The following is a 24,131-nucleotide window of genomic DNA, read 5'->3' as shown; positions in this document are numbered from 1 at the left end:
GGGAGTGCGTCCGGCGGCCGGCCGCGACTGCGGACGTGACGGTGTGCGGCGTAGGCCGGTGTGCCGCAGACGGGCGCGACGCCGGTTCGGCGTCCGGCGTCGGGCCGCGGAGCCGTGCCGAACGGTGCCGCACCGCGCCGAGCCACGGGACGGGTGACGCGGGGGCGTACTGGAGGTCATCATGTGACGTATGAGCGGGGCGGCGGAAGCATCGGGGAGTCATGCGGCTGCCGAGTCCTCCGGGCTTCGTTCGGTCGCCGCGTCGGGCGACGTCGGGATGGCCGTCACCGGCGACAACTCCGTTGCCGTCCACGTCGACCAGCAGGTGGTGCTGCCCCTCGATCCCGCCATCGCGGCCCCCTCCCCGCCCCACCTCGGCAACGTGCCGGCCCGGCTGGGCTTCGTGGGCCGTCACGACGAACTCGCCCTGCTGGACCGGGCGATGGAGCGCGAGCGAGGCGTTGTCATCCGGGCGCTCCACGGCCTGGGCGGCATCGGCAAATCAGCGCTGGCCGCACACTGGGCGAACCGGCGGGCCGATCGGTTCAACCCGGTCTGGTGGATAGGCGCCGAGACCCGGGCCGACGTGGACGCGGGCCTCGCCTCCCTCGCCACCGCGCTGCAACCGGGTCTCGCGGGTTTCCTGTCGCAGGAGGCCCTGTGCGAGCGCGCGGTGCAGTGGCTGGCCTCGCACGACGGCTGGCTGGTGGTGCTCGACAGCGTGTCCGACCCAGCGGACGTCATCTGGCTGCTGGACCGCACCTCCTCAGGGCGTTTCGTCATCACCAGCCGCCGCGCCACCGGATGGCACGGCGTCGCCGAGCCCCTGGCCCTCGACGTCCTCGAACCCGCCGACGCCGTCGCCCTGTTCACCCGTATCGCCACCCGGCGGGGCGACTCCGGCGGGACTCCCGACGGCGCCGCCGCCCTCTGCGAGGAACTCGGACACCTGCCGCTCGCCGTCGAACAGGCCGCCGCCTACTGCGTGGAGACCGGCACGACCCCGGCCGAGTACCTCGACCTGCTGGCCGGGTACCCCGCCGAGATGTACGACGACTCGGGCGAGGGCGGTGACAGCAGCAGGACCGTGGCCCGCATCTGGCGCGTGACGCTGGACCGGATCGCCGACGACGCGCACGCCGGCACGATGCTGCGCGTGCTCGCCTGGTACGCCCCCGACGGCGTGCCGTTCTCCCTGCTGGACGCTCTCGGCCCGCCGCCCGCCGTGCGGCGCGCCCGCGGCCGGCTCGCCGCGCACAGCATGGTCGGCCTCGACGCGGCGGCCCGGACGGTGTCCGTGCACCGCCTGGTGCAGGCCGTCGCCCGGACCGCCGACCCCCGGGATCCGCATCGCGACGCCGCGGCGATCGAGGAAGCCAGGCAGATCGCCGTGGGACATCTGGTGCGGGCCGTGCCGCAGGCGTGGGCCGACCCGGCCTGCTGGCCGGCCTGGCGGGAGTTGCTCCCGCACATCGACGCGTTGGCCGAGCACGCCCCGCCGGAGACGGACACGGTGTGGTCGGCGTGGCTGTTCGGCATGGCCGGGCGGTTCCTGCTCGGCCAGGGAGCCGCGGGGCGCGCCGTCGAACGGCTCGCCCGCGTGCTCGCGGCGAAACGCCGACTGCTGGGCGAGGACCATCCGGAGACCCTGCGGACCCGGTACGAACTGGCCGGCGCGCACCAGGAGACGGGCGACACGGAGCAGGCCGTGGCGCAGGCCCTGGAGACGCTCGACCGCTGCCTGCGGGCGCTCGGCGACGAGCACATCGAGACGTACAGCGCCTGGAGCGTGCTCGCACACGCCTACCGGGTGGCAGGCAACGCGCGCCAGGCGATCCTGGCGTACCAGGCGGCACTCGACGCGCGCGAGCGCGTACTGGGCGAGGACCACCAGGTGACGCTGAGCGCGCGCAACGACCTCGCGGACGCCTACCGGGTGCTGGGCGACCTGGACCACGCGTTCCCGCTGTGCGAGCGCACGCTGGAACGCTGCCGCCGCTCGCTGGGCGAGGACCATCCCGAAACCCTCCGAGCCTGGCACAACCTCGCCTCCGCCTGCCGCGCGGACCAGCAGTTCAGGCGGGCGGTGGAGCTGTGCGAACGGACCCTGGACCAGTGTCGTGCGTCCCTGGGCGACGACCACCCCAGCACCCTGTGGGCACAGAACGTCCTGGCCGGCGCCTACCGTGCCGCCGGCGACGCGGAACGCGCGGTCGCGCTCTGTCTGCGTACGCTCGGCGCCCGGGAACGCATCCTCGGACCGGACCATCCGGACACCCTCGTCTCCCGCAGCAATCTGGCCGCGGCCTACGAATCGTCCGGCGAGACGGACCGCGCGGTGGAACTCTTCGCCGGTGTGCTGGCGGACCGCACCCGGATCCTGGGCACCGACCACCCCGACACGGCCAGATCACGCACGAACCTCGACTCGGCGCGGGGGCGACCACGCAGTACGCCGGGACAGACGGCAGAACCCGCCTGATCCCACGCCCCCGGCACACGGGTTGACGCGCGGGGCTGCGAGGGTGGCGGCCTGGACGGTTCGGCAGCGGCTGAGCGGCGAAACCGGGGTGCTGGTCCCTGGCGGTCCGAGGTCAGCCCAGTTCCCGCGGCCCGTAATGAGCGGCCGGAGAACCCGTCTTCAGGGCCCAGTAGCGGTCGCCGTAGGACCAATGCCACCACTCGGTGGGGTAGTTGACGAGACCGGCGGCGGACAGCGCGGTGCCCAGGATCTCCCGGTGGATCCGCGCCTCTCGGCTGATGTTGCCGGCCTGTGTGTAGCAGGCGCCGGCACTTTCCTCAGGAGTGGCGTTCAGGCGGGTGCCCAGGTCGAGTTCCCGGCCGTCGTCATCGGCGAGCGTCACATCGACGGCCGCGCCCGCGCTGTGCGGCGCGATCTCGGGCGGTGAGACGTAGCGGCTCGCCGCTGTACGAATCCGGTCGTCGGCCCATTCGGGATGATCGGCCCGCAACCGGGCCGCGTATTCGTCGAAGTAGCGGCGCTGAAGGAACGGGGGACGATACCCCTCCACGAACAGCAGCCGTGTTCCTTCGGGCAGGGCCGCCTCGGCTTTTGCGAGTCGGTCCAGTACTCCTTGGCGTAGTTGGGCGAACGCGCCGGCGGCGTCGTGCCATGTCCGTTCGTCGACCAGCAGCGCGCCGTGGCGGCGTACGTCCACGAGTCGCTCACCGCACTCCTGGACGGGCATGGCCGCGACCTTCGGGTCGGACATCAGAATGATCTCGGTCATGGTGTGATCATCGCCCGACCGCGGGGGTGTCCGATCGGTTTCCGGGATTTCCTGCCGCCCTGGTCGGCGGGTGGCGAGGCCGTCGAGCCGAAGGGGGATATCGACCCGGAATACCGCTTTGGGTGCTGGTGCTGCACAGTAAACAGGAGATCCCAGATGTAATGAACTTGATTACCGCAAGGAAGTGGGCATCATGGGACAACTCGATGAGAAAGTGACCCTGGTGACCGGCGGGTCGACCGGTATCGGGCTGGCCATCGCCCGTCGGTTCGCCGCCGAGGGAGCCACCGTCTATCTGACCGGTCGGCGCAAGATCGAACTGGACGCGGCCGTCGAGGCCGTCGGTGAACGGGCCGTCGGAGTCCAGAGCGATGTGTCGCATCTCGACGATCTGGATCACCTCTTCGGGATGATCAGGGAACACAGCGGGCGGCTGGACGTCGTCGTGGCCAATGCCGGCTCCGCCGAAACCGCCCGGCTGGGCGAGATCACCGAGGAGCAGTACGACAGGACCTTCGGAGTGAATGTGAAGGGGGCGCTCTTCACCGTCCAGAAGGCACTGCCCCTGCTGGCCGACGGCGCGTCGGTGATCGTCCTGGCCTCCACCAACGCCTCGATGGGGCTTGAGGGCATGGGCGTCTACAGCGCCACCAAGGCCGCCGACCGCAATCTCGCCCGCACCTGGGCCGCCGAGCTGGCGGGCCGCGGCATCCGGGTCAATGCCATCAGCCCCGGCCCGATCGAGACCCCCGGTCTCCGCGAGGCAGGGTCCCCGGTGGAGGGCGAACCGGACATCGCTGACGCCTTCCTGCCGAGGATCCCCCTCGGCCGGATCGGACGCGCCGAAGAGGTCGCGGCGGCAGCCGTGTTCCTCGCCTCCGACGAAAGCTCGTTCACGACAGGGGCCGAACTCTTCGTCGACGGCGGCCTCGCCCAGGTCTGAACACCGCAGCCTCGTCCGCCGGTCACCCCACGTGCGCGGCGATGGTCCGTGCGCACTCCATCGACTCGGTGTGCGTGGTGTCCACCTCAAGGTCGTAGACCACGCCCTGGTGGACCGGTTCCGCCTGGGACAGGGCCATCCCGATGATCCGGTCGCCGCGTGCGACCTCGCGCCCCGCGGCGACCCCGCCGTCGCACCGGACGCCGACCCACAGCACCCGCAGCTCTCCCAGGGCCTGCTGCCAGCGCCGCTGGGAGTCGGCGCCGCCGAGGAAGACCTCGTCGACGACGACCCGCGCGCCCGCACGGGCCATCGCGGCGACCCCCTCGATCCACGCCGCTTCCAGGGCGCGGAACTCCGGCCCGACGCTCACCTCTCCGTCCGGGGCGAACCCGATTCCGCTGTCGGACGCCTGCATGGCCGCCGGCATCGCGTCGACCAGGGTGTCCGTCCCGAGGGCCAGCCATGGGCCCGTCAGGACCGCCTGCAGACACCGGACGATTCCGGATTTCCCCGAGCTGGAACCACCGTTGAGAATGATCACCTGAGTCGTCACCGCGCCACCGTAGAGGCGTCCGGGCACCGCCGGAAACGGATTTCCACCCAGGCCGTCAGGAACGGGGGACGCCGGCGCGCGCTCAGGCGGTCGGCGCTCCACCGGACGGTCCGGAACCGGTCCGCAGGCGCTGTTCCTGTTCGAGGTGTGCGCGGAAGGTGCGTGCGGGACGTCCGGTGACGCGCCGCACGGTGTCGGTGACGCGGTCCTCGGAACCTTCGGCGATGGCCAGGTCCATACCCGCCAGCAGGACGGCGAAGTCCGTCGGCACGTGCCCTGCCAGACGGTCGCGCAGCTGGTCGTGGGACAGCCGGCGGTGGACCACCGGCCGCCCGGTGACCTCGGTGAGGGTCGCGGCGACGTCGTCGTGGCTGAGGGACTGCGGACCGGTGAGGACGAGGTCGGTGCCGGGGACGCGCTCGTCGGTCAGGGCATGGGCGGCGACCGCCGCGATGTCCTCGGCGTCGACGAAGCCGACACGACCGTCCCCGGTGGCGGTCCAGATGGTGCCGTCCGCCCGGATGCTCAGCGCATGGGCGTGGCTGCCGGTGAAGTTCTGCATGAACCAGGAGGGCCGCAGCACCGCCCACTCGTCGAAGAGTCCCGGCAGGGCCTGGTGGACCAGGCCCGCCGCCGGGCCGCCCGCGGGGACGGCCGAGCTGCTGAGGAGCACCGCACGGCGCACCCCGGCGGCCCGCGCCCGCCGGAGGAACGGCAGCATCACGGCCGCCGGGTCGGTGTCCCCGAGGGGAGGTACGAGGTAGACGCGGTCGGTTCCGTCCAGGGCGGCGGCGTGGGTGGCGGGCTCGTACCAGTCGAAGCGGACCGGCTCCGCGCCGGGGACCGGGCTCGCGCGCCGGCTCGCGGCCCTGACCCGGTGACCGGCCGCCGTCAGCCGCGCGGCGGTGCGGCCTCCGGTGGTGCCGGTGGCGCCGATGACCAAGGTGGTGCCGGTGGCCGTCATCGGCTGCTCCCGGTGAAGTCGACTCCCGGTTCGAGGACGGTGAGGGGGTTCCAGTAGTCGCGGTACGACGTGAAGCGTCCGTCCCGGACGGTGACGACCGCGATGTAGGTCATGTCGTACGGGCGGCCGGACTCCACCAGGAGGCCGGTGCCGCGCATCTCGGCCACGATGGTGTCCGGCTCGGTGGTCCGGTGGATCCGCAGCTCGGGGAAGTCGTGCAGATCGATGTGGTCGGGGTAGTGGCGCATGTACGCGGCGACGGCCTCCTTGCCCTCCAGCCGGGCCGGCCAGCCCGCGGGGGCGAAGGGGAACTCCATCACGCCGTCGTCGGCCCACAGGCCGACCCACGCGGGAACGTCCTTGTCCAGCAGCAGCCGAAGGCTGTGGCGGTACAGATCCGCCGGGGAGGTTGATGCGGACATGGGTGTGCGTCCTCTCGTAGAATCCGGACCCTGGGTCCGATTCGACGATACGGACCACGGGTCCGTTTTGCAAATGGAGGAACCGGGTGCCTGAACGCAAGCCCCGCAAGGACGCCGCCCGCAACCGTGAGGCCGTCCTCGCGGCAGCCGATGCCCTCTTCGCCCGCTCCGGGAGTCCCGAAGACGTCACGATGGCCGACGTCGCGGCGTCGGCCGGCGTCGGCAAGGGGACTCTCTTCCGTGCGTTCGGCGACCGCACCGGGCTGCTCCGCGCGCTGTACGAGGCGCGGCTCACGCCGGTGCGGGAGGCGGTGGAGTCGGGGCCGCCCCCGCTGGGGCCCGCGACCCCGCCGGCCGAGCGCGTACCCGCCCTGCTCGACGCGATCCTGTGCTTCAAACTCGACAACCGCCCGCTCGCACTCGCCCTGGAGGAGAGCGGGACCGGCAGCCCGTACCAGGCGGAACACTACGAGTGGTGGCACGGCATCCTGCGATCCGTGCTGGAACAGATCCCCGGCCTCGCCCACGGCGACTTCACCGCCCACGCGCTGCTCGCCGCCACCCGCGCCGACCTCGTCGAGCACCTGGCCGGGAAGGAAGGGGTGCCGCGCGACAGACTGCGGGCCCAACTGGCGGGTTTCAGCAACCGCGTCCTCGGCGTTCTCGGCGTCTGAGCCCGGTGCCGGGCGGACCGGGCACGACGGGAGTCCGGCGGCGCAGGGTGCTCAGCCGCGGCGCAGCACGGACCGGTCCGTGCCGTCCCAGCCGGCCGGCGTCCCCGCCGCCACCAGAGCGGCGAAGCCGCCCGGCAGCGCGCCGCCGTCCTCCGCCATGACCGTGACGGTGTACAGGCGCTCGGTGGCCGAGGTGTTCTCGATGCGGTGCACCGAGCCCGGAGGCAGGACGAGGACGTCTCCGGGACCGATCGGTACGGAGTGCTCGTCGCTGTGCGCGAGGCCGTGACCGCCGAGGACCACGAAGATCTCCGTCGAACCGGGGTGGGAGTTGTCCGGCTGGGCGCCGCCGGGCTCCCACACCTCGTAGAACACGCTCGTCGGCGAGCCGTCCGCCGGGCCGGCCAGACAGGCGAGCCGGACGGTGTCCTCGGGGGAGATCAGGCGCGGGACGACGTCGTCGAGACGGCGCAGGACGGGCGGGGTGCTCACGGGGTGTCCTCCTGGGGAACGGAAAGGGCCTCGACCAGGTCGGGGGTCGACGTGGTGAAGCCGAAACACTGACGGGTGTTGTAGACGGTGGCGTCGTGGCAGTACGCGGGCGAGGTGGTGGCGGACGCGTCGGTCAGCAGGACGACGTCGTAGCCGAGGCAGGCGGCGTCGACGAGGGTGGCGTAGACGCACTGGTCGGAGTTGACTCCCGCGAACACCAGCGTGTCGACGCGCAGATTGCGCAGGATGCTGTCCAGCGGGGTGTCCCAGAAGCCGCTCATCCGGTACTTGTCCACACGGATGTCGCCGGGCTCCGCCACCAGCCCGTCCACCAGGCCGGCGCCCCAACTGTCCTCGGTCAGCACCCGGGAGCCGGTTGCGGATCGCCGGGAGCCGATACCGGCGCCGATGCCCGTCGGGTCGTAGACGTGCGCCACGCCGGGCGGGATGTTCGCCTGGTCCCGGCGGTTGCCCCAGTTCAGCCATACCACCGGTACGGCGGCGGCGCGGGCCGCGGCCACGGCCCGCGCACTGAGTTCGACCGCGGGCCGAAGGACCGACACGTCCACACCGACACCGGCCAGCCAGCCGCCGGGCGAACAGAAGTCGTTCTGCAGATCCACCGCGATCAGCGCCGTGCGCGACGGATCGAAGACGACCGGTGAGGGTTCGGCCCGCAGTGTCGCCGTCCGGACCGGCTGCGCCGGCCGGTGCAGATCAACCAGCGTGCCGGTGAACTGCCAGCGGTTGCGGTGCCGCAGCGGCGCGTACCGGCCGGCCGCTTCGGGTGCGTCCGGCGCGGCGCTCGCACCGGATCCGCCCGGCACGGCCGCCGGGCCGGTGCCGCCGGGAGTGGCGTGGGTGCTCATCCGGACGTCTCCAGGCCGGCGGCGAGGGCGAGCAGATCGAGGTCGGTGCCGGGCGCGCCGAGCAGGCACAGCCCGACCGGCAGCCCCTCGGCGGAGCGCAGCAGGGGCAGGGACACCGCCGGCGCCCCGGCCAGCCCGGCGAGGCACGTCATCCGCAGGATCGCCGCCCGTTCGGCCTCGATCCGCCGCGGGTCCTCGGTCCGCGACGGCGCGGGGCCGGGCGCGGTCGGAAGGGCCAGGACGGCGCCGGACAGCCACTCGGCGAGCCGTGCGGCGGCCCCGGCCGCCACCGCCCGGGCCCATGCCGCCTCGTCCTCGCCCACCTGGGACGCCTGGGCGAACCGGCCGGCCACGTCGGGCCCCAACGCGCCGGGGTGGGCGGTCAGCCAGTCGCCGTGGGCCTGCCACGCCTCCCGGGCCTGCACCGTACGGAACGCCTTGAACCAGTCTTCCAGCAGTTCACGCGGCAGGCCGACGTCCTGCACCGGCGGGAGCAGGCCCGCGGCGGCGGCCCGCTCGACGGCCGCGGAGAACGCCTCTGCCACCTGGGGCGCGGCCAGGGCCTCCACGGTCGGCAGCCGGACGGTGCGTTCGGCGGGCGCCCCGCCGCCGGAACCGCCGAGCAGCACCCGCGCCACCGCCATCGAGGTGGGCACGTCCCGGGTGAGCCAGCCGACGGCGTCGAAGGACCGGGCGAGCGGCAGCAGGCCGTCCGTGCCGATCGCGCCGTGCGTGCTGCGCAGCCCCACCAGGCCCTGGTAGGAGGCGGGCACGCGGATCGACCCCGCGGTGTCGGTGCCGAGTCCCACGGCGGCCTGTCCCAGTGCCACCGCGCTGGCGGCCCCGCTGGTCGAGCCGCCGCTGACGCGGTCGGGCGCGGCCGGGTTCGGTGGCGTCCCGTAGTGGGCGTTGGCCCCCGCCAGGCTGTAGGCGAACTCGTCCGTGCGGGCGATGCCGACGATGTGCGCGCCCGCGTCGAGCAGCGCCGCCGGCGCCGGCGCCGTGCCGGTCTGCGGTCGCTGCTCGGCCAGCCAGGCCGCGACCCCGGCCCCGATGGGCTGCCCGGCCACCGCGAACAGGTCCTTGACCGCGATGCCGAGGCCGTCCAGCGGGCCCGGGGACGTCGCGGCGACCAGCGGATCGCCCACGGCCCGCCAGATCGACCGGTCGAAGGGGACGGAGGCGGCCGGCGTCCCGGCGGGGGAGGGCGACGCCTCGGCGGCGGGAGGTGGTGCCCCGGCGCCGGAGGGCGGCACGGGCAGGGTGACGTGTGCGGCCGACACCCGCCAGCCGCCCGGTACGGTGCGCTGCCACACCTGCGTCTGCAACCCGTACGCCTGCCCGTCCCGGGTGCGTGCCACCAGCAGGGCCGCGTCGCCGCCCAGCGGCCGTACGTGCAGTTCGACGACCCGGCGGGTGGGCACACGGGCCCGGGCGGCCCGGAACCCGGAGATGGCCTCGTGCCCGACGAGCAGCCCCCGGCCGTCCCCGCGCAGCGTGTGCGGGCCGGGCATGAACAACGCGTCGAGCGTGGGCCGGTCGTCGGCCAGCAGCGCCCGGTCGTAGCGCCAGAACGCGTCCAGCAGACCGGCCGGCGTGCCCTCCGGGGCGATCACCGTGCAGTCCTGGTGGTCCGAGGTCACCATGCCGCTCCTTCCACGAGGCCGAAATCGGAGAGTCTGATCCGAGCGTGAACGCCCTTGACCTCGTCGACGACCTGGGAGATGTCGAAGTCGGTCGCGGCGCTGAGATAGGCGTAGGCCAGCTCGGGGTCCATCCCGAAGGACGCCTTGAGCAGGGCCAGGGCGTTGTCGGCGCACTTGGCGACGGCCTGGTCGAGATCGACGTCCAGGCCGGTCGGCACCAGGTGCTCCGCGGTCCGTACCACCGGGCCGCGGGCGTCGCCGAACAGCTCCGCGGCCCGCGCGCGGGGCACCAGATCGACGGTCAACGAGGCGCGCAGCGGCGCCTCCAGGGCCGTCAGCGCGATCTCCCCGTTGCCCTGCGCGAAGTGCGGATCGCCCACGTAGAAGCCCGCACCCGGTGTCTGGACCGGCAGATAGAGGGTGCTGCCCTCGCGCAGGAGGGAGATGTCGAGGTTGCCGCCGTGCTCGCCGGGAGGGGTGGAGTGCAGCCGGACGGAGCCGGGCGTCGCCACCCCCATCACCCCGAGGAACGGCGCGAGGGGGAAGCCCACCACCCGCTCCGTGGCGGTGGCCGTGAGCGGCAGCGTGGCGCGGGCGACGGAGCGGTCCGGGCCCGTGCCGAGCACTTCGCAGAAGACGCTGGCCGGAGCGGCACCGGCCGGAAAGCGGCCGGGGAGCAGCCCCCTGCCGTGCCGGCTGGAGATCACTCCGTAGCTGGTGCGCGGCACCAACTCGTCCACACGCACCGCGAGGTAGTCGCCGACGGCCGCGCCCCGCACCTCCACGGGGCCGGTGACGATGTGCGGCCCGTCGGCCGGGGTGTGCAGCCCGTCCTTCGCGATGGCGACGGCGTCCGGCAGGACGTCCCCGGGCGCGACTCCGTACCCGCCGAAGAACGCCACCGGGTCGCGGCCCTGGTCCTCCAGGACGCCCTCGTGGCTGACCGTGTCGACGCTGAACTGCTCGCCCGGTTCCACCGAGAGAACCGGTGCGTCCTCGGCGCAGGGCAGCCGGCCCCACAGGGTCGTCGCCACGGTGGCGGGCAGGTGCCGGCGGGTGCGGGTGGTCATCGGCTCTCCAGGTTCAGGGGGGTGTGCCCGTCCGCCACGGCGGGGACGGTGCGCGGGACCGGCAGGCCGCGGCTGTGCGCCGCGGCCGCGATCCGGGCGTGCAACTGCGGGGTGACCGCCTGCGCGTGGGGGTGCGAGGAACGCCCCTCGGCACTGACGCGCCGGCCGCCGACGTAGACCTCCTTGAGGTTGCGCAGCCCGCAGGCGAGGACGTAAGTGGCGTGGGCGTCCCACACCGGACCGGTGTCCGGCCGCGCCGGGTCGACGACGAGGAAGTCGGCGAACTTGCCGGCCTCCAGACTGCCGACCCGGTCGGCGACGCCCAGCACCTCGGCCGAGCCGAGGGTGTGCATGCGCAGCACCTCCCGCGGCATCAGCACGGACGCCCGCGCGTACCGCGCCCGCAGCGCGTACATGCCGATCCGCATGTTCTGGAACGGGTCCGACACATCCGTGCAGGACTGGTCGTCCAGGCCCATGCCGACCCGGATGCCCCGCGCGCGGTAGCGGGCGACATCGGCCACGCCCGACCCGAGGCGCCCGTTGGACGTGGGCTGCCAGACCACCGCGCAGCCGGTCTCCGCCACACTGTCGACCATCTCGTCGGTGGGGTGCACGAAGTGCCCGAAGAGCATCCGGGGCCCCAGGACACCGGCCCGGCGGTACCAGTCGTACTTCCTCTGCTGCGCGGCGAGGTTCTCGGCGCTCTCCACGAAGTGCGCCTGGTTGATGATCCCGTGCCGGTCCATCACCTCGGCCTCCAGCTCCGCCGTGCCGGGGGCGCCGGCCCACTGCACCGACCCGTACACCGAGACACCCAGGTGCGCGTCGGCCGGTGTCCGCTCCCGTACGGCCGCGGCCATCCGGTCGAAGGTGTCCACGGCCTCGGTCCGGCCGAACGCCTCGTCGTCCAGGCGGACGGCGGTCAGCACCCGCAGGCCCGAGTCGGCCGCCGCGTCGAACTGCCGGGTCAGGAACTCCTCGGAGCGCACCTCGGCCGCCTCGTCGCGGCCGGTCCGCTCGTCGTAGAGCCACAGCACGCGGTTCTGGGTGAAGTTGAAGGCCGAGGTGATCCCGTTGCCGAGGAAGTCCAGGCAGCCGTGCAGGGTGAACCAGTACAGGTCCTCGGCGCCGGCCCCGAGCAGTACCTGGTTGTTGGCGCGCACCCACGGATACAGCGTCTCGCCCGCGGCCAGGCCGCGCAGGCCGGTGGTGTGGAGGTGACTGTGCGCGGAGACGAAGCCGGGAGCGACGATCCGTCCCTGGGCATCGAGCACCCGGGCGCCGCGTACCGGGGGTTCTCCGGGGCCGATGCCGGTGATCCGGCCGTCGGCACCGACGTTCATCCATCCGTCGAACGGCTCCTGCCCGTCGGCCAGGGTGAGGAACAGCGCGTTCCGCACGGTCAGGGCGGCGTCGGGGTCCGCGGCCGTCGCCGAGCCGGAGGAGCGCGCGGCCGGCACCGTGCCGTGGGGCCGTGCCGTCGACGCCGTGCCGCGTGGCGCTGCCGGGCCGCGTGGTTCCACTGCTGTCACCGTGCCGCGCCTTCCCGGCGGCGGACCGGGGGAAAGGAGAACGCCCGCACCTCGGTGAGCGCCTCGGCGAGCCGGGCGGTCCAGTCCGCCACCAGCCGCTCGCCGGTCCCGGCCGAGGCGCCGGCCGGGTCGCCGACCACCCCGGACGCCGAGACGTCGTCGATCAGCCAGGCGGTGGGCACCACACCCTCCAACGTCAGATGCCGCCGCGCGCGGTACAGCTCGCCCAGTTCCAGCCCGTCCGCCACGGCTTCGTCCAGGTGCACCAGATGCGGCGCGAGGGCCAGCATCAGCGACGTCTCGACGAATCCGCCGTGGATCCCGAACGGGTCCGGATCGGTGACCCCGTCCGGCAGCGGGAACCTGGCGGGCATGACGGAGAACACCTGAAGGCCGTACGCGTGGCGGATGTCGCGGGCGACCACGTCCAGGAGGCTGGGCTGACCGCCGTGCCCGTTGACGAACACCAGCTTGTGCACCCCGCTCGCGGCGAGCGACGCCCCGAGGTCCATGCACACCGCCTGAAGGGTCGCGGTCGACAGGGCGATCGTGCCGGCGCGGCCCAGGTGCTCGGTGGACTTGCCGTAGGACAGGGTCGGCAGCACCCACACGCCGGCCCCGGCACCGAGGCCGCGCACGGCCCCGTGGGCGAAGCACTCGGCGATCAGCGCGTCCGTCACCAGCGGCAGATGCGGTCCGTGCTGCTCCACGGCGCCGATCGGCTGGACGGCGACCGCGCCGTCCCCGGCGAGGTCCGCGATGTCCTCGGTGGTCTGCTCGGCCCACAGGAAGCCTTGTTGTGCGGTGGTCATCTTCTCTCCAGGTCAAGAACGCCGACGGCGGTCATTCCTCGGTCGGCAGCGCCGACTCGTGCCACTGGCCGAGCAGTCGCCGCTCGACCAGCACCACCACGGCGAACAGCAGCAGGGACACGATGCTGGCGGCGATCACCGCGAGGAACAGCTCGGGTGTGCGCAGCTGCACGGCGCTCTCCGTGATCACGTAGCCCAGTCCGCCGGCCCCGCCGCCCACTCCGGCGACGAACTCGCCGACGATCGCCCCGATCACCGAGGCGCCGGCCGCCACCCGCAGACCGGTCAGGACGGACGGCAGCGCTCCGGGCAGCCGCAGGCACAGCAGCCGCACGCGGGGCGACGCACCGGCCATGGTGTAGAGCTGCACCAGGTTGCGGTCGGTGGACTTCAGGCCCTGGAGCGTGTTGGCGGCCACAGGAAACAGCGCGATCATGGCGGCCACGAGTGTGTTCGTCGCCATGCCGGGGCCGAGCCAGACCACGAACAAGGGCGCGACGGCCACGATCGGGATGGTCTGCAACAGGATCAGATACGGATACAGGCTGCGCTCCATGAGCTGCCAGCGGGCCATCAGCAGGGCGAACAGCACACCCGCTCCGGCGGCGATGGCGAAGCCGGCCAGGGATTCGCGCAGGGTCACCCAGGTGGGCTGTCCGAGCGTGCCGGACTCGTCGGCGAGGGTGCGCACCATGGTCGCCGGCGACGGAACCATGTAGCCGGGTATGCCGAAGAGGGTGATGACCAGCTGCCACCCGGCCACGCCGGCCACGAAGGCCCCGAGCGGTGGCAGCACGACGCTCCGACGCAGCGTGCGGCGTCGGCGGACGGTCCCGCCCGGCGCCCGGGTCGACACCTCAGGACTCTCGGTCACCTGTGTCGTGGTCAAATCCCGCCACCTCCCAGCATCGTCGAGATGTCGGCGCGCAACTGTGCCAGCGCCGCGTCGTCACGTTCTCCGGACGGCTCCGGTGCGGGCGGGCTCGGCGAGCGCAGCAGCCGTACCAGATGTCCCGGGCCGGTCCCCAGGACGGCGATCTGATGTCCGAGCCTGACCGCCTCGGCGATCGAGTGGGTGACGAACATGACCGTCACTCGGCGGTTGCGCCAGAGGTTGATCAGCTCGGTGCCCATCTTCTCCCGGTTGAACTCGTCCAGGGCGGCGAACGGCTCGTCCATCAGCAGCAGTTCGGGTTCGCTCGTCAGCGACCGGGCGAGCGAGGTCCGCATCCGCATCCCGCCGGACAGCTCCCGCGGATACGACTTCTCGAAGCCCTCCAGGCCCACCAGCTCGATGGCTTTCCGCGCCCGCTCCCGCCGCTCCTGCCGGGCAACCCCCTGCAACTTCGCGACCAGTTCGACATTGGCCCTGATCGACCGCCAGGCCAGCAGCGTCGGGTCCTGGAACACGTACGACATCCGCTCGGTGCGGCGGATCACCGTGCCGTGGGTCGGAGTCGTCAGGCCGGCGGCCATCCGCAGCAGGGTGGTCTTGCCGCACCCGGACGGTCCGACCAGGACCGTGATCTCTGCCCGCGGCAGCCGGAGTTCGATCGGCGCGAGGGCCCGGAATCCGCTGCTGTACACCTTGTCCGCGCCGTCGAACGAGACCAGCGGATCGACGTCGACCACCGGACGGTCGACTGGGATCGTGCTCATGGCGTCACTCCTTCCGAGGTGCCATCGGGTCGGCCCGGCAGGTCAGTACGAGCCGGACGGGGCGGCCGGCAGGGAGGCGGGCGCGGACACCTCGGGCAGCAGTGAGGCGTCGTACAGGGCCTTGGTGTCCGGGGTGCTCTTGAGCCGGCCGAGCCGGCGCATCTGGTCGACGAAGGTGGCCCAGCGCTGTTCGGTCATGGCGCCGAGCTGCTGCTTGCCCTCGTCGGCGACCACGTACGCGCGCTGCTTGTCCCAGGCGTACCAGACGCTCTGCGAGGTCTGCTGGCCGTTCGCCTTCAGGATCGCGGTGTTGGCCTTCCTGGCCACCGCCACGTCGCCCATGTAGTCCTTCCAGCCCCGCATACTCGCGGCCAGGAAGTCGGTCAGCTCCTTGCGGTGACTCTTCAGATAGGACTCGGAGGTGAAGAAGACGTCGTTGTACGGGTTGAACCCGGAGGCCGAGAACGGCACGAAGTTCACCTTCACACCGGCTCGCTGGGCCTGGTACGCCTCGTTGGTGGGCCATCCCTGCTGCACCAGGCCGTCGTCCTTGAGGAAGGTGGCGATGGAACCCTGGTACGTCTGTGTCCTGAAGCCGATACCGGTCGTCTTCCGCACCCACTCCGGGCCGAGCTGCCCCGTCTGCACCACCCAGGTCCTGTCGCGCATTCCGGCGAACGAGGTGATGCCGGTGTCGGCGTGCACCATCACGCCCACCGGGTTGTCCTGGTACAGCGCCCCGATCGCCACGACCGGAATGCCCTGCTCGCGGGCCTGGACGAGGCCGGCGGCATCGGTGAAGCCGACCTGGGCCCGGCCGGCCGCGACCAACTGGGTGGCCGACACCTGGGGGCCGCCGGACTGCAGGGTGACGTCGAGGCCGCGGTTCGTGTAGAGCCCTTCCGACCGCGCCGCGAAGAACCCGCCGCCCTCGGGGTCGGCGTACCAGGGCAGGACGACCTTGAAGCCGGTCCCCTGGCCGGTGGCGGAGCCGGAGCCGCCGCTGCCGCAGGCAGACGCGGTGAGGACGATGAGCGCGACGGCGGCGCCGACCGTGGCCGCCCGGGGCGGGCGGCGGAGGGTGAACTGAGGACGCATGGAGTCCTACCTTTCAAGCGTGTCGATCAGGCAGGGAGCCGGCCTGCGTGCGGGGAGCCGGTCAGGACGCGAGGTGTTCAGAACGAGGGGTATTCGTCCCTCGTCAGGTTCGCGACGTCGGCGAGATGGGCGAGCATCGCGTCCCGGGCCGCGGCGCCGTCGCCGTCCCGGACCGCGGTGAAGATGAGCACGTGGCCGTTGTGCGAGGACCTGCGGGCCTCGGCCGTCGTGTGGGAGAAGGCGCGGACCGACGAGGTCCAGGTGTTGGCCAACGAGTTCAGCGCCACCATCAGCGGGTTCTGCGAGGCTTGCGCGAGCAGCATGTGGAAGCTGATGTCGGCCCTGAGCGACTCGTCCGGCGGAACGTCCCGGCCGGTCTGCTCCAGCACCTGCTCAAGGGCGTACAGCGTGGCCCTGGTCGCGCGTTCGGCGGCCAGTTGGGCGAACTTCGGCTCGATCGTCTCGCGCAGCTCCGCCACGTCGCGCAGGGTGCGGTCGGACTCCGACATCTCCTCGTACAGCGACTGGACGTGCGACGGCGCCTCCAGCACCACGGTGCCCCGGCCCGGCTTGCGCTCGACGACCCGCTTGGCCTCCAGCTCGTGCATCGCCTCACGGAGCGAGCCCCTGGACACCTTGAGCGCCTGGGCCAGCTCGCGCTCCGGCGGAAGCTTCGTCCCCGGAGCCAGGGACCCCCTGCTGATCAGCATCTCGATGTGCGCCACGATCTCCGTGCTCACGCTCATCGACCGGCGTACGAACGCATCGAACGCGTCCACTGGACACCCCCTGCCGTCGGCCGGTTGGTCCGACCATCTGAAGATGGAGGGGAGCTTAGGCATGGACCAGAACCGGCCAACAAGCCCTCACGGGGTTTGGGAACACAGCATTTACGCAGGTCACCCGGTTGTAACACGGATGGGTGCCCGATGCGTGGATCCGTAACACGGTGATGGCCGCCGCACCGGACGCGGCTCACCGCCGTACGTCCGACGGTTACCTCGGTCCCTCCGGGCTCGTCGTGACCCATGACGGAATTCCTTCGAGGAAGGCGACGACATGTCGGGAGCGGGGCCGCAGGACGTTCTGGCCGAAGTCTTCGAGCAGCAGCGCGGGCGCCTGGTGGCGGTGGCCCACCGGATGCTCGGATCGCGGGCGGACGCCGAGGACGCGGTACAGGAGGCATGGCTGCGGCTGGCCCGCCAGGACGCGGACGCGATCGGCAACCTCACCGGCTGGCTGACCACCGTCGTCGGCCGGATCTGCATCGACACCCTGCGCTCCCGCAAGACCCGGCCCGAGGTGTCGTACGAGGACCGGCTGCCCGAGTTCGTCCTCACCGAGGACGACGACGCGGCACCCGTGGAGGACGCGCTGCTGGCCGAATCGGTGGGGCTGGCTCTGCTGGTGGTGCTCGACACCCTCCGCCCCACCGAGCGGCTGGCGTTCGTCCTGCACGACATGTTCGCGGTGCCGTTCGACGAGATCGGCCGGATCATCGGCAGGTCCACCGACGCCGCCAAGATGCTCACCAGCCGGGCCCGCAGGAAGGTGCGGGGCACGCCGCGCCCGGCCGACGAACGGCGGCGGCAGCGCGCCGTGGTCGACGCGTTTCTCGCCGCCGCCCGGGGCGGTGACTTCGAGGGGCTGCTGCGAGCGCTCGACCCGGAGGTGACCTGGCGTTCCCATACCGCGCGTGGCCCGGTCGTCAGGACCGGGGCGGCCGAGGTGGCCGAGCGGGCCCAGCGCGGGGTGCGCGCCGCGGTGACCGCACGCTCCGTCCTGGTCGACGGCGAGCCCGGCATCGTGGTGTGGGGCCGCAACGGCAAGCTGCTGGGCGTGATGGCGTGCACCGTCGCCGAAGGCCGGATCGTCGAGATCCTGTCCGTGAGCGACCCGAAACGCCTCGCGGCCATGGGCCTTCCCGCACAGGCCGACCGGACCGCGTGCCACCCGCGCCGCTGACCGGCCGGGCACGTCGGCACTCCCTCCGCGACAGTCGCCGGCCGGGCCCGGTGTTACGTACCGGACGGCCCCCTCGTCAAGGAGGTGGAAGCACACCGACGGCGAAGGAGAGTGTCATGCAATCTCGGATCGACCTCCAGGGGACCGCACTGGCACCGAAGCTCGGCAGACACCTCGTCTCCGCGGACCGGGTCCTGGACGAGTCGGGAGTACCGGCGGCGACCCGGGAGCTGGTGAAGATCCGTGCCAGCCAGATCAACGGCTGCGCGGGCTGCCTCGACATGCACACCAAGGAGGCCGCGCTCGCGGGGGAGACGGCGGTACGGCTCAACCTGGTCGCGACCTGGCGGGAGGCGGCGGTCTTCACCGACGCGGAGCGGGCCGCCCTGGAACTCACCGAGCAGGGCACGCGCCTCGCCGACGGCGGCGAGGTCACCGACGAGGCATGGTCGAACGCGGCCGAGCACTACGACGACGAGCAACTCGCGGCCCTGGTCGCGCAGATCGCCGTCATCAACGCCTTCAACCGGCTGAATGTCATCACCCGACAGGTCGGGGGCGACTACCAGCCAGGGCAGTTCGGGTGACAGGACAGCATTCCCGGCCCGGCCCACCACTCCGCGGGGGTCGGCACCCGCCGGAGTGATGAGCCGGGCCGGCCCGGGGGAGGAGGGCAGCGGGGCCGGCCGAGCCGCGACCGCGGGGATGACCGGCGTCCGCTGTCCCGTCGTCCGCGCACCGGCCGGCACCGGCCGGGTCAGGGATTAGGGTCAGGGATTAGGGTTGGGATATGTCCGAAACGGCCTGATCCGGAACGTCGCCCGGCCCCCGGGACCGGTGTTCTTGGCAGCCGCACGACCTCCCCGCCCGTGCGGCGGCCGCCACACCGGTCGCATCGGGTGTCGCGGAGCGGCCGGGCGGTTCGCGCCACATCCGGGTGACGAGAGGACCGCGATCATGACACTCCGAGGAAAGGCACTGCGCCTGACCATCGTCGTCGACGACACCGACACCTGGCACCACAAGCCCCTGTTCACGGAGATCGTGCACCGTGCCCACGCGTTCGGGATGGCGGGGGCGACGGTCTTCCGCGGCGCCGAGGGTTTCGGGGCGACATCGGTCGTGCACACGACCCGCCTGCTGTCCATGGCCGACGACCTGCCCACGGCCATCGTCATCATCGACGAGGCGGACCGCGTCCGAGCGTTCATGGCCGAGCTGGAGGACCTGCCCATCAGCGGTCTGATCACCGTGCAGGAGGTCGAGGTGGTCCACTACCAGAGCCGGGAGACCGCGGCCACGTGATCTCGCGCCCGTTCTCCCGCGACACGGCGGTGACCGTCTGCCGCCGCCATGGCACAGCCGGCGTCAGGCATGCGCCTGAACCGGATTGCGGGACGCCCGGTGCGGCACGTCCACGTTCTCGACGATCACCAGGCCACCCTCGATCAGCCGGCGCAGGACCGGCAGGAACTCGCGCACACGTTTCTCGTCGTCGACGATCACGATCACCAGCGGAACGTCCTGCTTGATCGACAGCAGCCGGAAGCCGTGCATCACCGATGAGGCGCCGAACCCCTCGATCCCGCGGAGGACCGTCGCGCCGGCCAGCCCCGCCTCATGGGCACGGTCCACGATCTCGGCGGACAGCGGCTTGTGGTGCCAGGTGTCGCATTCCTCGATGAAGATCGTCAACTGCAGGGCACGTCCCATGGGCATCATGGTGTCCTCCTGGTCATCGCGCACCTCACCACGGCGCCCGACCAGCTGTGGCACCACCGAGGCGAGACGGGAAAACGGTGGACCTTTCATTCCGTGGCCTCCTACTCGCGCGGGCCGACGACGGGCCAGGATCAGTTCACGAGCAGGGACTGTCGGCGGCTCTGTGTGCCGCGGTTCGGGTACGGCGAGCCCCACCGCCGTGTGACCGTCGCCGGGAACGGTGTGGCCACTACAAAACCAAGATATCGCCAATTAGTACGAAATGAAATGAAGGGAATGAGGGAGTCGGGGCAGCCACCGGAACATCGGCGAAATCGGGTGGTCGCCCCTGCCCCTGCCCCTCTACGGTCGTGCGCATGGTCGACGACTGCTTCGGACACCCACGGCTCGCCGCGCTCTACGACCCGCTCGACCCCGACCGCGGCGATCTTCAGGCGTACGTCCGGCTGGTGGAGGAGTTCCGGGCACGCAGCGTGCTGGACATCGGCTGCGGAACAGGTGTGTTCGCCCTTCTCCTGGCCGCTCGCGGCATCGAGGTCGTCGGCGTCGACCCCGCCCTGGCCTCCCTCGACGTGGCCCGGGCCAAGCCGGGCGGCGAGCGGGTGCGCTGGATCCACGGCGACGCGACGGACCTCCCGCCGCTGCGGGTCGATCTCGCGACGATGACGGCGAACGTCGCCCAGGCCATCGTGGATCCGCGGACCTGGCACGAGACGCTGCGGGGAGCCCACGAGGCGCTGTGGCCCGGCGGGCATCTGGTCTTCGAGACCCGCGATCCGGCCCGGCGCGCCTGGCAGGAGTGGACCCGCGAGACGACCCGACACGTGACGCGGATCCCGGGCGTGGGCACCGTCGAGAGCTGGATCCAGGTGACCGAGGTGAGCCCTCCGTTGGTGACCTTCCGTTCGGCGTACGGTTTCGCCGAGGACGGGGAGGTGCTGACGTCGGAGTCGACGCTGCGCTTCCGGGAACGGGAAGAGATCGAGCGGGACCTGGTCGGACACGGCTACCTGGTGGAGGAAGTGCGCGACGCGCCCGACCGGCCGGGAAAGGAATTCGTCTTCCTGGCGCGCCGTCCCTGATCCTCAGCGGTCCGGCGACACGAGCGCCAGGGCCTCGTCCCTGTTGTGCTCGACGATCCCCCGCAGGAACGCCCGGTCGGGGAAGTCGCCGTCGAGCAGGCGCAGCGGACCGGCGACGAGCGACAGCCGCATCGCCAGCATGTAGAGGTCGGGCCGGTGCCGGTCGAGACCGGGCCGGGCCAGGGCGCCGTAGCGTTCACCGAACCGCAGCTGAAGGAAGACGTGCTCCCACTCGATGTCGAAGTACATCAGGCCCTCGATGTCGATCAGGACGGGGCGCCCGGCGGCGTCGACCAGGACGTGGCCGGGCCCCAGCTCTCCGTGGATCAGCCCGTACTCCGTGCGAGGGCCGACCCGGGCGGCCAGTTCGTGCAGACGCTCGCAGCACGTGGGCGGGTCCCGTCGAGGCGGACGCGATACACACCCTTCGTGGTCCCCCCGCGCAACCGGTCCACCGCGACCACGCGGCATTCCGTCCCCAGCACGTCGCGGACGCGCTCCGACAGGTGGTCAGGGTCCGCGAATCGCCGCATCCGCAGAAGCTGCCGAGGGCGGTACCGTGCCCGCCACCCCATACCCGTCCCACACCGCCGCGGCGCCTGAGGCCGTCGGCGCAGGGCGCACGGCCCGGGTTCAGCGCCTGCCGCGGTGGATCCAGTGCGCCCGGCGCTGGTACCGGGCGACGGGCGGTGGGGTGACGGGCAGGGGTTCTTCGGGGGCGGGCGCTTCGGCCGACGGACCGGCCGATCCGGGATCCGCGGGGGCAGGGCCCGGGGGAGCGGGCGGGGGCGGGCCGTCCTGGGGCGGGTGCAGCCCTTCCGTCGAGTACCGCGTGGTGGCGATGCTGTCCACGATCTGCTGCTCGGTGAAGTTCTCCGAACCGGGCACATGGGGGACGAACCCGATGAGCACACCGTCGCTGACGATCTCCGCGTCCAGCCCCGACGCACCGTCCACGTCCCAGAGCGCCTCGATGTCCTGGTCCAGGACGACCCTGATTCCGAACTCGTAGACACCCGCCTCCACGAGATGGGCCATCACGTTCCTCGCCCGCAACGCCGCCACCACTCGGTTCGCGCGATCCTCATCCATGGCGGGGTATCCCTTCGACTTCGGCGTCGGGCCGTGGCCCGGGGCCCGGCCGTACGGCGCGGACGGATACGTTCCCACGCTACTCCGCCCCGCTGGCGGAGGCCGGGGAGCCGCAGGCCGGGAGCGGAGGCGAAGGAGCGTAGGCCGGGGCCGGCCCCGGGGGCCGGCCGCTCACGGGCCTCTCCATGCTGCACGCCCGGGGAACGGCCGCCTTGTCGGGCCGTGCTCGCCGCCGCGCCGTCGGTCACGATCCCCGCTAACAGGGCGTCCGCGGCCGTTCGGTAGCCGTGGTCGAGCGCGGACCACACGGCGGTGGCCTCGGCGTAGTCGTCGCGGGCGAGGAAGGCGTCGAGGGCACGGAGGTCCGTGGGTCCCCGCACGGTGACCGTCCGCTCGTCCAGGACGCCGCCCCCGAAACGCACCACGGTCAGGCGTTCGCCCTCGTGGAAGCGGGCGAACTTGCCCGTCGGCGTGGCGTCCGCCCCGCTGAGACCGGCGAACGCGGCACGCAGCGACGCCGCCCGGGCGCCCCGCATCGAACCGGAGAAGTCCAGCAGGAAGACGACCTGGTCGCCGCCCGGCCGCCCCGGGTCGCCGTAGTCGGTGAGGAGTTTCTCGATGACGGCGAGGTCGTCCGGGAAGTACAGGGCGTTGCCCAGCGGGGTGCTCAGCTCGTCCTCGCGGCGTACCGAGGGACTGACCGGACGCCGGAGCGTCCGGCGCATGATCTCCTGCTGGTGGCTTTCGCCGGTCAGCCAGCCCACCACCTGGTCGTAGGCGGCCCGCCGGCCGTCGTCCAGCAGGAGGAGCGGATGGTCCGACAGGACGGTGCCGTCGGCCGGGTAGACGATCTCAAGGGGCCGGTCGAGCCGGCCGGACCTGTTCAGGGCGAGGAGTTCGGACTCGTAGGTGATCAGCGCGTCGGTCCGCTGCCCGTCCGCCACGAAGGCGTCGATCAGCTCCTGTGGGGTGTCGGTGGTGAGGGTCTGCCCGGAACGGAAGCCGCCCAGCCGGTCGCAGGAGACGTCCTCGGAACGCAGGGCGCCTCCGGTGCCCGCGGCGGCGGTGGCCACCCCGACGAGAGCGACGAGCCCGCTGCCCGCGTCCCGTGGGTCGACCATCCCGAAGTGCACCCTGCCGGTGGCGGCGGCGTCGGCGATGTCCGCCCAGGACAGCCGGCCGCCCGGCACCTGCTGCCGCAGCCGCCGGGCGACGTCGGGCGTCAGGCCGACGACCACGGGCGAGCTCATGACGGGCGTGCTCAACGGTGCGGCGGTGCCGGCCCCGCCCGCCTGCTTGAGCTTCAGCCGCAGATAGCGGTCGGAGGAGAGCCAGGCCAGGTCGTAGCCGTGGCGTCCGCCGAGGAGCAGTTCGTCGGCGTCGTTCGCGGCCCGGTAGTCGAGGTCGAGCCGTACGCCGGTGTCGTGTTCGAGTTCGCCGAGGATCGGCCGCATGTCGGCGAGTTCCGGACTGGCCAGCACCTTCAGCGTGGTCGTCTGCTGCCTGCCGCCCGAGCAGGCCGTGAGCGCGCTCCACAGGGCGACCAGGGCCAGGCACAGGGCGAGGATGCCGGCCCGCGGCCGTCTTTTCATACGAGGTCCTCGGTCGGCGGTCATGTCACGGAGGGCCCTCGGCCGTCAGCGCGGAACCGTCGGGTTCGCCGGACCCGTCGGCCGCCGGATCGCCGGTGTCGCACTCGCCGACGATCTCGATCATGCGCTCCAGCAGGCCGAGTTCCGGCAGCACGGCTCGGGTGTCGTCGTCCGAGGTGACCGGAGCCGGAATGTCCCGGCTCTCCAGGAACTGCGTCAACTGGACGCTCGTGAACCCGCTGTCCGTGTCGCGCAGCCGGAAGCCCAGTTCCATGGCCCGCTTCTGGAGTTCCGGATCGTCGGACACGAGCTTGCCGAGCCGGTCCCCGTCGTCGCTCAGCGCGATGAGCTTGGGCTCGGTGATGAAGCGTGTGGACGGGTAGAGCAGCACGCGCTCGCCGTCCACGGCGCCCTCCTTGGCCTGGTGCTGGATCTGATGCGCCAGGAACTGGTGCTCGTAGATGACGGCGATCGGAGCGATGCTCTTGCCCTCGGGTGAGAGGTACGTCTGGTTCTTCTCGAACGACGGCATTCCCTGGGCGATGAGCACGGGTTTGATCCGCCGGGCCAGTTCGTCGGCCTCCGCCTCGGTCTTCGGTATCTCGTTGCCCTTCTCCACGAACGCGACGAGACCCAGATAGGCCCGCGGAGTTGGACTCGCAGATGTCCGAGGTCTGGGCCAGCACC

Annotated in this window: 25 protein-coding genes and 1 pseudogene; 7 read left to right on the top strand and 19 right to left on the bottom strand. The window is 72.2% G+C overall.

Annotated features, from left to right (window positions below):
* Window positions 1–190 precede the first annotated feature (190 nt).
* Window positions 191–2,482, top strand: a complete 2,292-nt coding sequence (fxsT, locus tag ACFY2B_RS33645) for an FxSxx-COOH system tetratricopeptide repeat protein (protein WP_390766857.1) — start codon at window positions 191–193, stop codon at window positions 2,480–2,482.
* Window positions 2,483–2,594: 112 nt separating this feature from the next.
* Here fxsT and ACFY2B_RS33640 read toward each other — a convergent pair whose 3' ends face one another.
* Window positions 2,595–3,251: a M15 family metallopeptidase gene (locus ACFY2B_RS33640; protein WP_390766856.1), complete on the bottom strand. Its 657-nt coding sequence runs from the start codon at window positions 3,249–3,251 to the stop codon at window positions 2,595–2,597.
* Between the two features lie 193 nt (window positions 3,252–3,444).
* Between ACFY2B_RS33640 and ACFY2B_RS33635 the strand changes: the two genes are divergently transcribed.
* A complete protein-coding gene (locus tag ACFY2B_RS33635) occupies window positions 3,445–4,194 on the top strand; it encodes a glucose 1-dehydrogenase (protein WP_390766855.1) in 750 nt (249 codons plus the stop codon).
* A 22-nt stretch (window positions 4,195–4,216) separates the two neighbouring features.
* On the opposite strand, the gene cpt is transcribed toward ACFY2B_RS33635, so the two are convergent.
* The 3 genes from cpt to ACFY2B_RS33620 all read right to left on the bottom strand — a co-directional run bounded on the left by cpt (window position 4,217) and on the right by ACFY2B_RS33620 (window position 6,136).
* A complete protein-coding gene (gene cpt / locus ACFY2B_RS33630; RefSeq protein ID WP_390766854.1) occupies window positions 4,217–4,750 on the bottom strand; it encodes a chloramphenicol phosphotransferase CPT in 534 nt (177 codons plus the stop codon).
* A gap of 82 nt (window positions 4,751–4,832) precedes the next feature.
* Entirely contained in the window at window positions 4,833–5,714 is an 882-nt protein-coding gene (locus ACFY2B_RS33625; protein ID WP_390766853.1) for an NAD(P)H-binding protein, read from the bottom strand.
* Window positions 5,711–6,136 carry a nuclear transport factor 2 family protein gene (locus tag ACFY2B_RS33620; protein WP_390766852.1) on the bottom strand — a complete coding sequence of 142 codons (426 nt, stop codon included), beginning with the start codon at window positions 6,134–6,136 and terminating at the stop codon, window positions 5,711–5,713. The genes ACFY2B_RS33625 and ACFY2B_RS33620 overlap by 4 nt, the downstream gene beginning before the upstream one ends.
* An 86-nt stretch (window positions 6,137–6,222) precedes the next feature.
* On the opposite strand from ACFY2B_RS33620, the gene ACFY2B_RS33615 reads away from it, so the two are divergent.
* Complete coding sequence (locus ACFY2B_RS33615) at window positions 6,223–6,810, top strand: TetR/AcrR family transcriptional regulator (RefSeq protein WP_390766851.1); 588 nt, start codon at window positions 6,223–6,225, stop codon at window positions 6,808–6,810.
* A gap of 51 nt (window positions 6,811–6,861) precedes the next feature.
* On the opposite strand, the gene ACFY2B_RS33610 is transcribed toward ACFY2B_RS33615, so the two are convergent.
* The 10 genes from ACFY2B_RS33610 to ACFY2B_RS33565 all read right to left on the bottom strand — a co-directional run bounded on the left by ACFY2B_RS33610 (window position 6,862) and on the right by ACFY2B_RS33565 (window position 16,770).
* Window positions 6,862–7,302: a cupin domain-containing protein gene (locus ACFY2B_RS33610; protein ID WP_390766850.1), complete on the bottom strand. Its 441-nt coding sequence runs from the start codon at window positions 7,300–7,302 to the stop codon at window positions 6,862–6,864.
* On the bottom strand, window positions 7,299–8,171 hold the full coding sequence (locus ACFY2B_RS33605) for a cysteine hydrolase family protein (protein ID WP_390766849.1): 873 nt from the start codon (window positions 8,169–8,171) through the stop codon (window positions 7,299–7,301). Before ACFY2B_RS33605 ends, ACFY2B_RS33610 begins: the two co-directional genes overlap by 4 nt.
* Entirely contained in the window at window positions 8,168–9,817 is a 1,650-nt protein-coding gene (locus ACFY2B_RS33600) for an amidase (RefSeq protein WP_390766848.1), read from the bottom strand. Before ACFY2B_RS33600 ends, ACFY2B_RS33605 begins: the two co-directional genes overlap by 4 nt.
* Window positions 9,811–10,887, bottom strand: coding sequence for an acetamidase/formamidase family protein (locus ACFY2B_RS33595; RefSeq protein ID WP_390766847.1), 1,077 nt, complete (start codon window positions 10,885–10,887; stop codon window positions 9,811–9,813). Before ACFY2B_RS33595 ends, ACFY2B_RS33600 begins: the two co-directional genes overlap by 7 nt.
* Complete coding sequence (locus ACFY2B_RS33590) at window positions 10,884–12,422, bottom strand: amidohydrolase family protein (RefSeq protein WP_390766846.1); 1,539 nt, start codon at window positions 12,420–12,422, stop codon at window positions 10,884–10,886. The genes ACFY2B_RS33595 and ACFY2B_RS33590 overlap by 4 nt, the downstream gene beginning before the upstream one ends.
* Window positions 12,419–13,234 carry a creatininase family protein gene (locus ACFY2B_RS33585; protein ID WP_390766845.1) on the bottom strand — a complete coding sequence of 272 codons (816 nt, stop codon included), beginning with the start codon at window positions 13,232–13,234 and terminating at the stop codon, window positions 12,419–12,421. The genes ACFY2B_RS33590 and ACFY2B_RS33585 overlap by 4 nt, the downstream gene beginning before the upstream one ends.
* 31 nt (window positions 13,235–13,265) lie before the next feature.
* Window positions 13,266–14,123: an ABC transporter permease gene (locus ACFY2B_RS33580; protein ID WP_390766844.1), complete on the bottom strand. Its 858-nt coding sequence runs from the start codon at window positions 14,121–14,123 to the stop codon at window positions 13,266–13,268.
* Window positions 14,120–14,893 (bottom strand): ABC transporter ATP-binding protein, encoded by a 774-nt coding sequence (locus tag ACFY2B_RS33575; protein WP_390766843.1) that lies wholly within the window; start codon window positions 14,891–14,893, stop codon window positions 14,120–14,122. Before ACFY2B_RS33575 ends, ACFY2B_RS33580 begins: the two co-directional genes overlap by 4 nt.
* A gap of 42 nt (window positions 14,894–14,935) precedes the next feature.
* Complete coding sequence (locus ACFY2B_RS33570) at window positions 14,936–15,991, bottom strand: ABC transporter substrate-binding protein (protein WP_390766842.1); 1,056 nt, start codon at window positions 15,989–15,991, stop codon at window positions 14,936–14,938.
* A 77-nt stretch (window positions 15,992–16,068) separates the two neighbouring features.
* Window positions 16,069–16,770 (bottom strand): FadR/GntR family transcriptional regulator, encoded by a 702-nt coding sequence (locus ACFY2B_RS33565; RefSeq protein WP_390766841.1) that lies wholly within the window; start codon window positions 16,768–16,770, stop codon window positions 16,069–16,071.
* 280 nt (window positions 16,771–17,050) lie between these two features.
* On the opposite strand from ACFY2B_RS33565, the gene ACFY2B_RS33560 reads away from it, so the two are divergent.
* The 3 genes from ACFY2B_RS33560 to ACFY2B_RS33550 all read left to right on the top strand — a co-directional run bounded on the left by ACFY2B_RS33560 (window position 17,051) and on the right by ACFY2B_RS33550 (window position 19,261).
* Window positions 17,051–17,956 carry a sigma-70 family RNA polymerase sigma factor gene (locus ACFY2B_RS33560; protein ID WP_390766840.1) on the top strand — a complete coding sequence of 302 codons (906 nt, stop codon included), beginning with the start codon at window positions 17,051–17,053 and terminating at the stop codon, window positions 17,954–17,956.
* Between the two features lie 116 nt (window positions 17,957–18,072).
* On the top strand, window positions 18,073–18,543 hold the full coding sequence (locus ACFY2B_RS33555) for a carboxymuconolactone decarboxylase family protein (protein ID WP_390766839.1): 471 nt from the start codon (window positions 18,073–18,075) through the stop codon (window positions 18,541–18,543).
* Window positions 18,544–18,910: 367 nt separating this feature from the next.
* Entirely contained in the window at window positions 18,911–19,261 is a 351-nt protein-coding gene (locus tag ACFY2B_RS33550; protein ID WP_390766885.1) for a DUF190 domain-containing protein, read from the top strand.
* A 63-nt stretch (window positions 19,262–19,324) separates the two neighbouring features.
* Here ACFY2B_RS33550 and ACFY2B_RS33545 read toward each other — a convergent pair whose 3' ends face one another.
* On the bottom strand, window positions 19,325–19,678 hold the full coding sequence (locus ACFY2B_RS33545; RefSeq protein ID WP_390766838.1) for a DUF190 domain-containing protein: 354 nt from the start codon (window positions 19,676–19,678) through the stop codon (window positions 19,325–19,327).
* Window positions 19,679–20,034: 356 nt separating this feature from the next.
* Between ACFY2B_RS33545 and ACFY2B_RS33540 the strand changes: the two genes are divergently transcribed.
* On the top strand, window positions 20,035–20,760 hold the full coding sequence (locus ACFY2B_RS33540; protein ID WP_390766837.1) for a class I SAM-dependent methyltransferase: 726 nt from the start codon (window positions 20,035–20,037) through the stop codon (window positions 20,758–20,760).
* A gap of 3 nt (window positions 20,761–20,763) precedes the next feature.
* Here ACFY2B_RS33540 and ACFY2B_RS33535 read toward each other — a convergent pair.
* From ACFY2B_RS33535 to ACFY2B_RS33520, 4 genes and pseudogenes are all read right to left on the bottom strand, one after another.
* A pseudogene (locus tag ACFY2B_RS33535) lies at window positions 20,764–21,141 on the bottom strand (aminoglycoside phosphotransferase family protein); the annotation flags it as partial.
* A 252-nt stretch (window positions 21,142–21,393) separates the two neighbouring features.
* Window positions 21,394–21,798 carry a hypothetical protein gene (locus ACFY2B_RS33530; RefSeq protein ID WP_390766836.1) on the bottom strand — a complete coding sequence of 135 codons (405 nt, stop codon included), beginning with the start codon at window positions 21,796–21,798 and terminating at the stop codon, window positions 21,394–21,396.
* Window positions 21,798–23,444 (bottom strand): hypothetical protein, encoded by a 1,647-nt coding sequence (locus ACFY2B_RS33525; protein ID WP_390766835.1) that lies wholly within the window; start codon window positions 23,442–23,444, stop codon window positions 21,798–21,800. The genes ACFY2B_RS33530 and ACFY2B_RS33525 overlap by 1 nt, the downstream gene beginning before the upstream one ends.
* Window positions 23,445–23,469: 25 nt before the next feature.
* Complete coding sequence (locus ACFY2B_RS33520; RefSeq protein WP_390766834.1) at window positions 23,470–24,063, bottom strand: hypothetical protein; 594 nt, start codon at window positions 24,061–24,063, stop codon at window positions 23,470–23,472.
* Window positions 24,064–24,131 lie beyond the last annotated feature (68 nt).

The sequence above is a fragment of the Streptomyces sp. NPDC001270 genome (genome assembly GCF_042896695.1).
Classification (GTDB): Bacteria; Actinomycetota; Actinomycetes; order Streptomycetales; family Streptomycetaceae; genus Streptomyces.
This window is presented reverse-complemented; position numbering and strand designations above follow the sequence as displayed.

Excerpts from the sequence above, each read along its gene's own strand:
- fxsT (WP_390766857.1), top strand. The coding sequence starts at position 191 with ATGAGCGGGGCGGCGGAAGCATCGGGGAGTCATGCGGCTGCCGAGTCC.
- ACFY2B_RS33640 (WP_390766856.1), bottom strand. The coding sequence starts at position 3,251 with ATGACCGAGATCATTCTGATGTCCGACCCGAAGGTCGCGGCCATGCCC.
- ACFY2B_RS33635 (WP_390766855.1), top strand. The coding sequence starts at position 3,445 with ATGGGACAACTCGATGAGAAAGTGACCCTGGTGACCGGCGGGTCGACC.
- ACFY2B_RS33625 (WP_390766853.1), bottom strand. The coding sequence starts at position 5,714 with ATGACGGCCACCGGCACCACCTTGGTCATCGGCGCCACCGGCACCACC.
- ACFY2B_RS33620 (WP_390766852.1), bottom strand. The coding sequence starts at position 6,136 with ATGTCCGCATCAACCTCCCCGGCGGATCTGTACCGCCACAGCCTTCGG.
- ACFY2B_RS33605 (WP_390766849.1), bottom strand. The coding sequence starts at position 8,171 with ATGAGCACCCACGCCACTCCCGGCGGCACCGGCCCGGCGGCCGTGCCG.
- ACFY2B_RS33600 (WP_390766848.1), bottom strand. The coding sequence starts at position 9,817 with ATGGTGACCTCGGACCACCAGGACTGCACGGTGATCGCCCCGGAGGGC.
- ACFY2B_RS33595 (WP_390766847.1), bottom strand. The coding sequence starts at position 10,887 with ATGACCACCCGCACCCGCCGGCACCTGCCCGCCACCGTGGCGACGACC.
- ACFY2B_RS33585 (WP_390766845.1), bottom strand. The coding sequence starts at position 13,234 with ATGACCACCGCACAACAAGGCTTCCTGTGGGCCGAGCAGACCACCGAG.
- ACFY2B_RS33575 (WP_390766843.1), bottom strand. The coding sequence starts at position 14,893 with ATGAGCACGATCCCAGTCGACCGTCCGGTGGTCGACGTCGATCCGCTG.
- ACFY2B_RS33570 (WP_390766842.1), bottom strand. The coding sequence starts at position 15,991 with ATGCGTCCTCAGTTCACCCTCCGCCGCCCGCCCCGGGCGGCCACGGTC.
- ACFY2B_RS33560 (WP_390766840.1), top strand. The coding sequence starts at position 17,051 with ATGTCGGGAGCGGGGCCGCAGGACGTTCTGGCCGAAGTCTTCGAGCAG.
- ACFY2B_RS33555 (WP_390766839.1), top strand. The coding sequence starts at position 18,073 with ATGCAATCTCGGATCGACCTCCAGGGGACCGCACTGGCACCGAAGCTC.
- ACFY2B_RS33545 (WP_390766838.1), bottom strand. The coding sequence starts at position 19,678 with ATGATGCCCATGGGACGTGCCCTGCAGTTGACGATCTTCATCGAGGAA.
- ACFY2B_RS33540 (WP_390766837.1), top strand. The coding sequence starts at position 20,035 with ATGGTCGACGACTGCTTCGGACACCCACGGCTCGCCGCGCTCTACGAC.
- ACFY2B_RS33530 (WP_390766836.1), bottom strand. The coding sequence starts at position 21,798 with ATGGCCCATCTCGTGGAGGCGGGTGTCTACGAGTTCGGAATCAGGGTC.
- ACFY2B_RS33525 (WP_390766835.1), bottom strand. The coding sequence starts at position 23,444 with ATGAAAAGACGGCCGCGGGCCGGCATCCTCGCCCTGTGCCTGGCCCTG.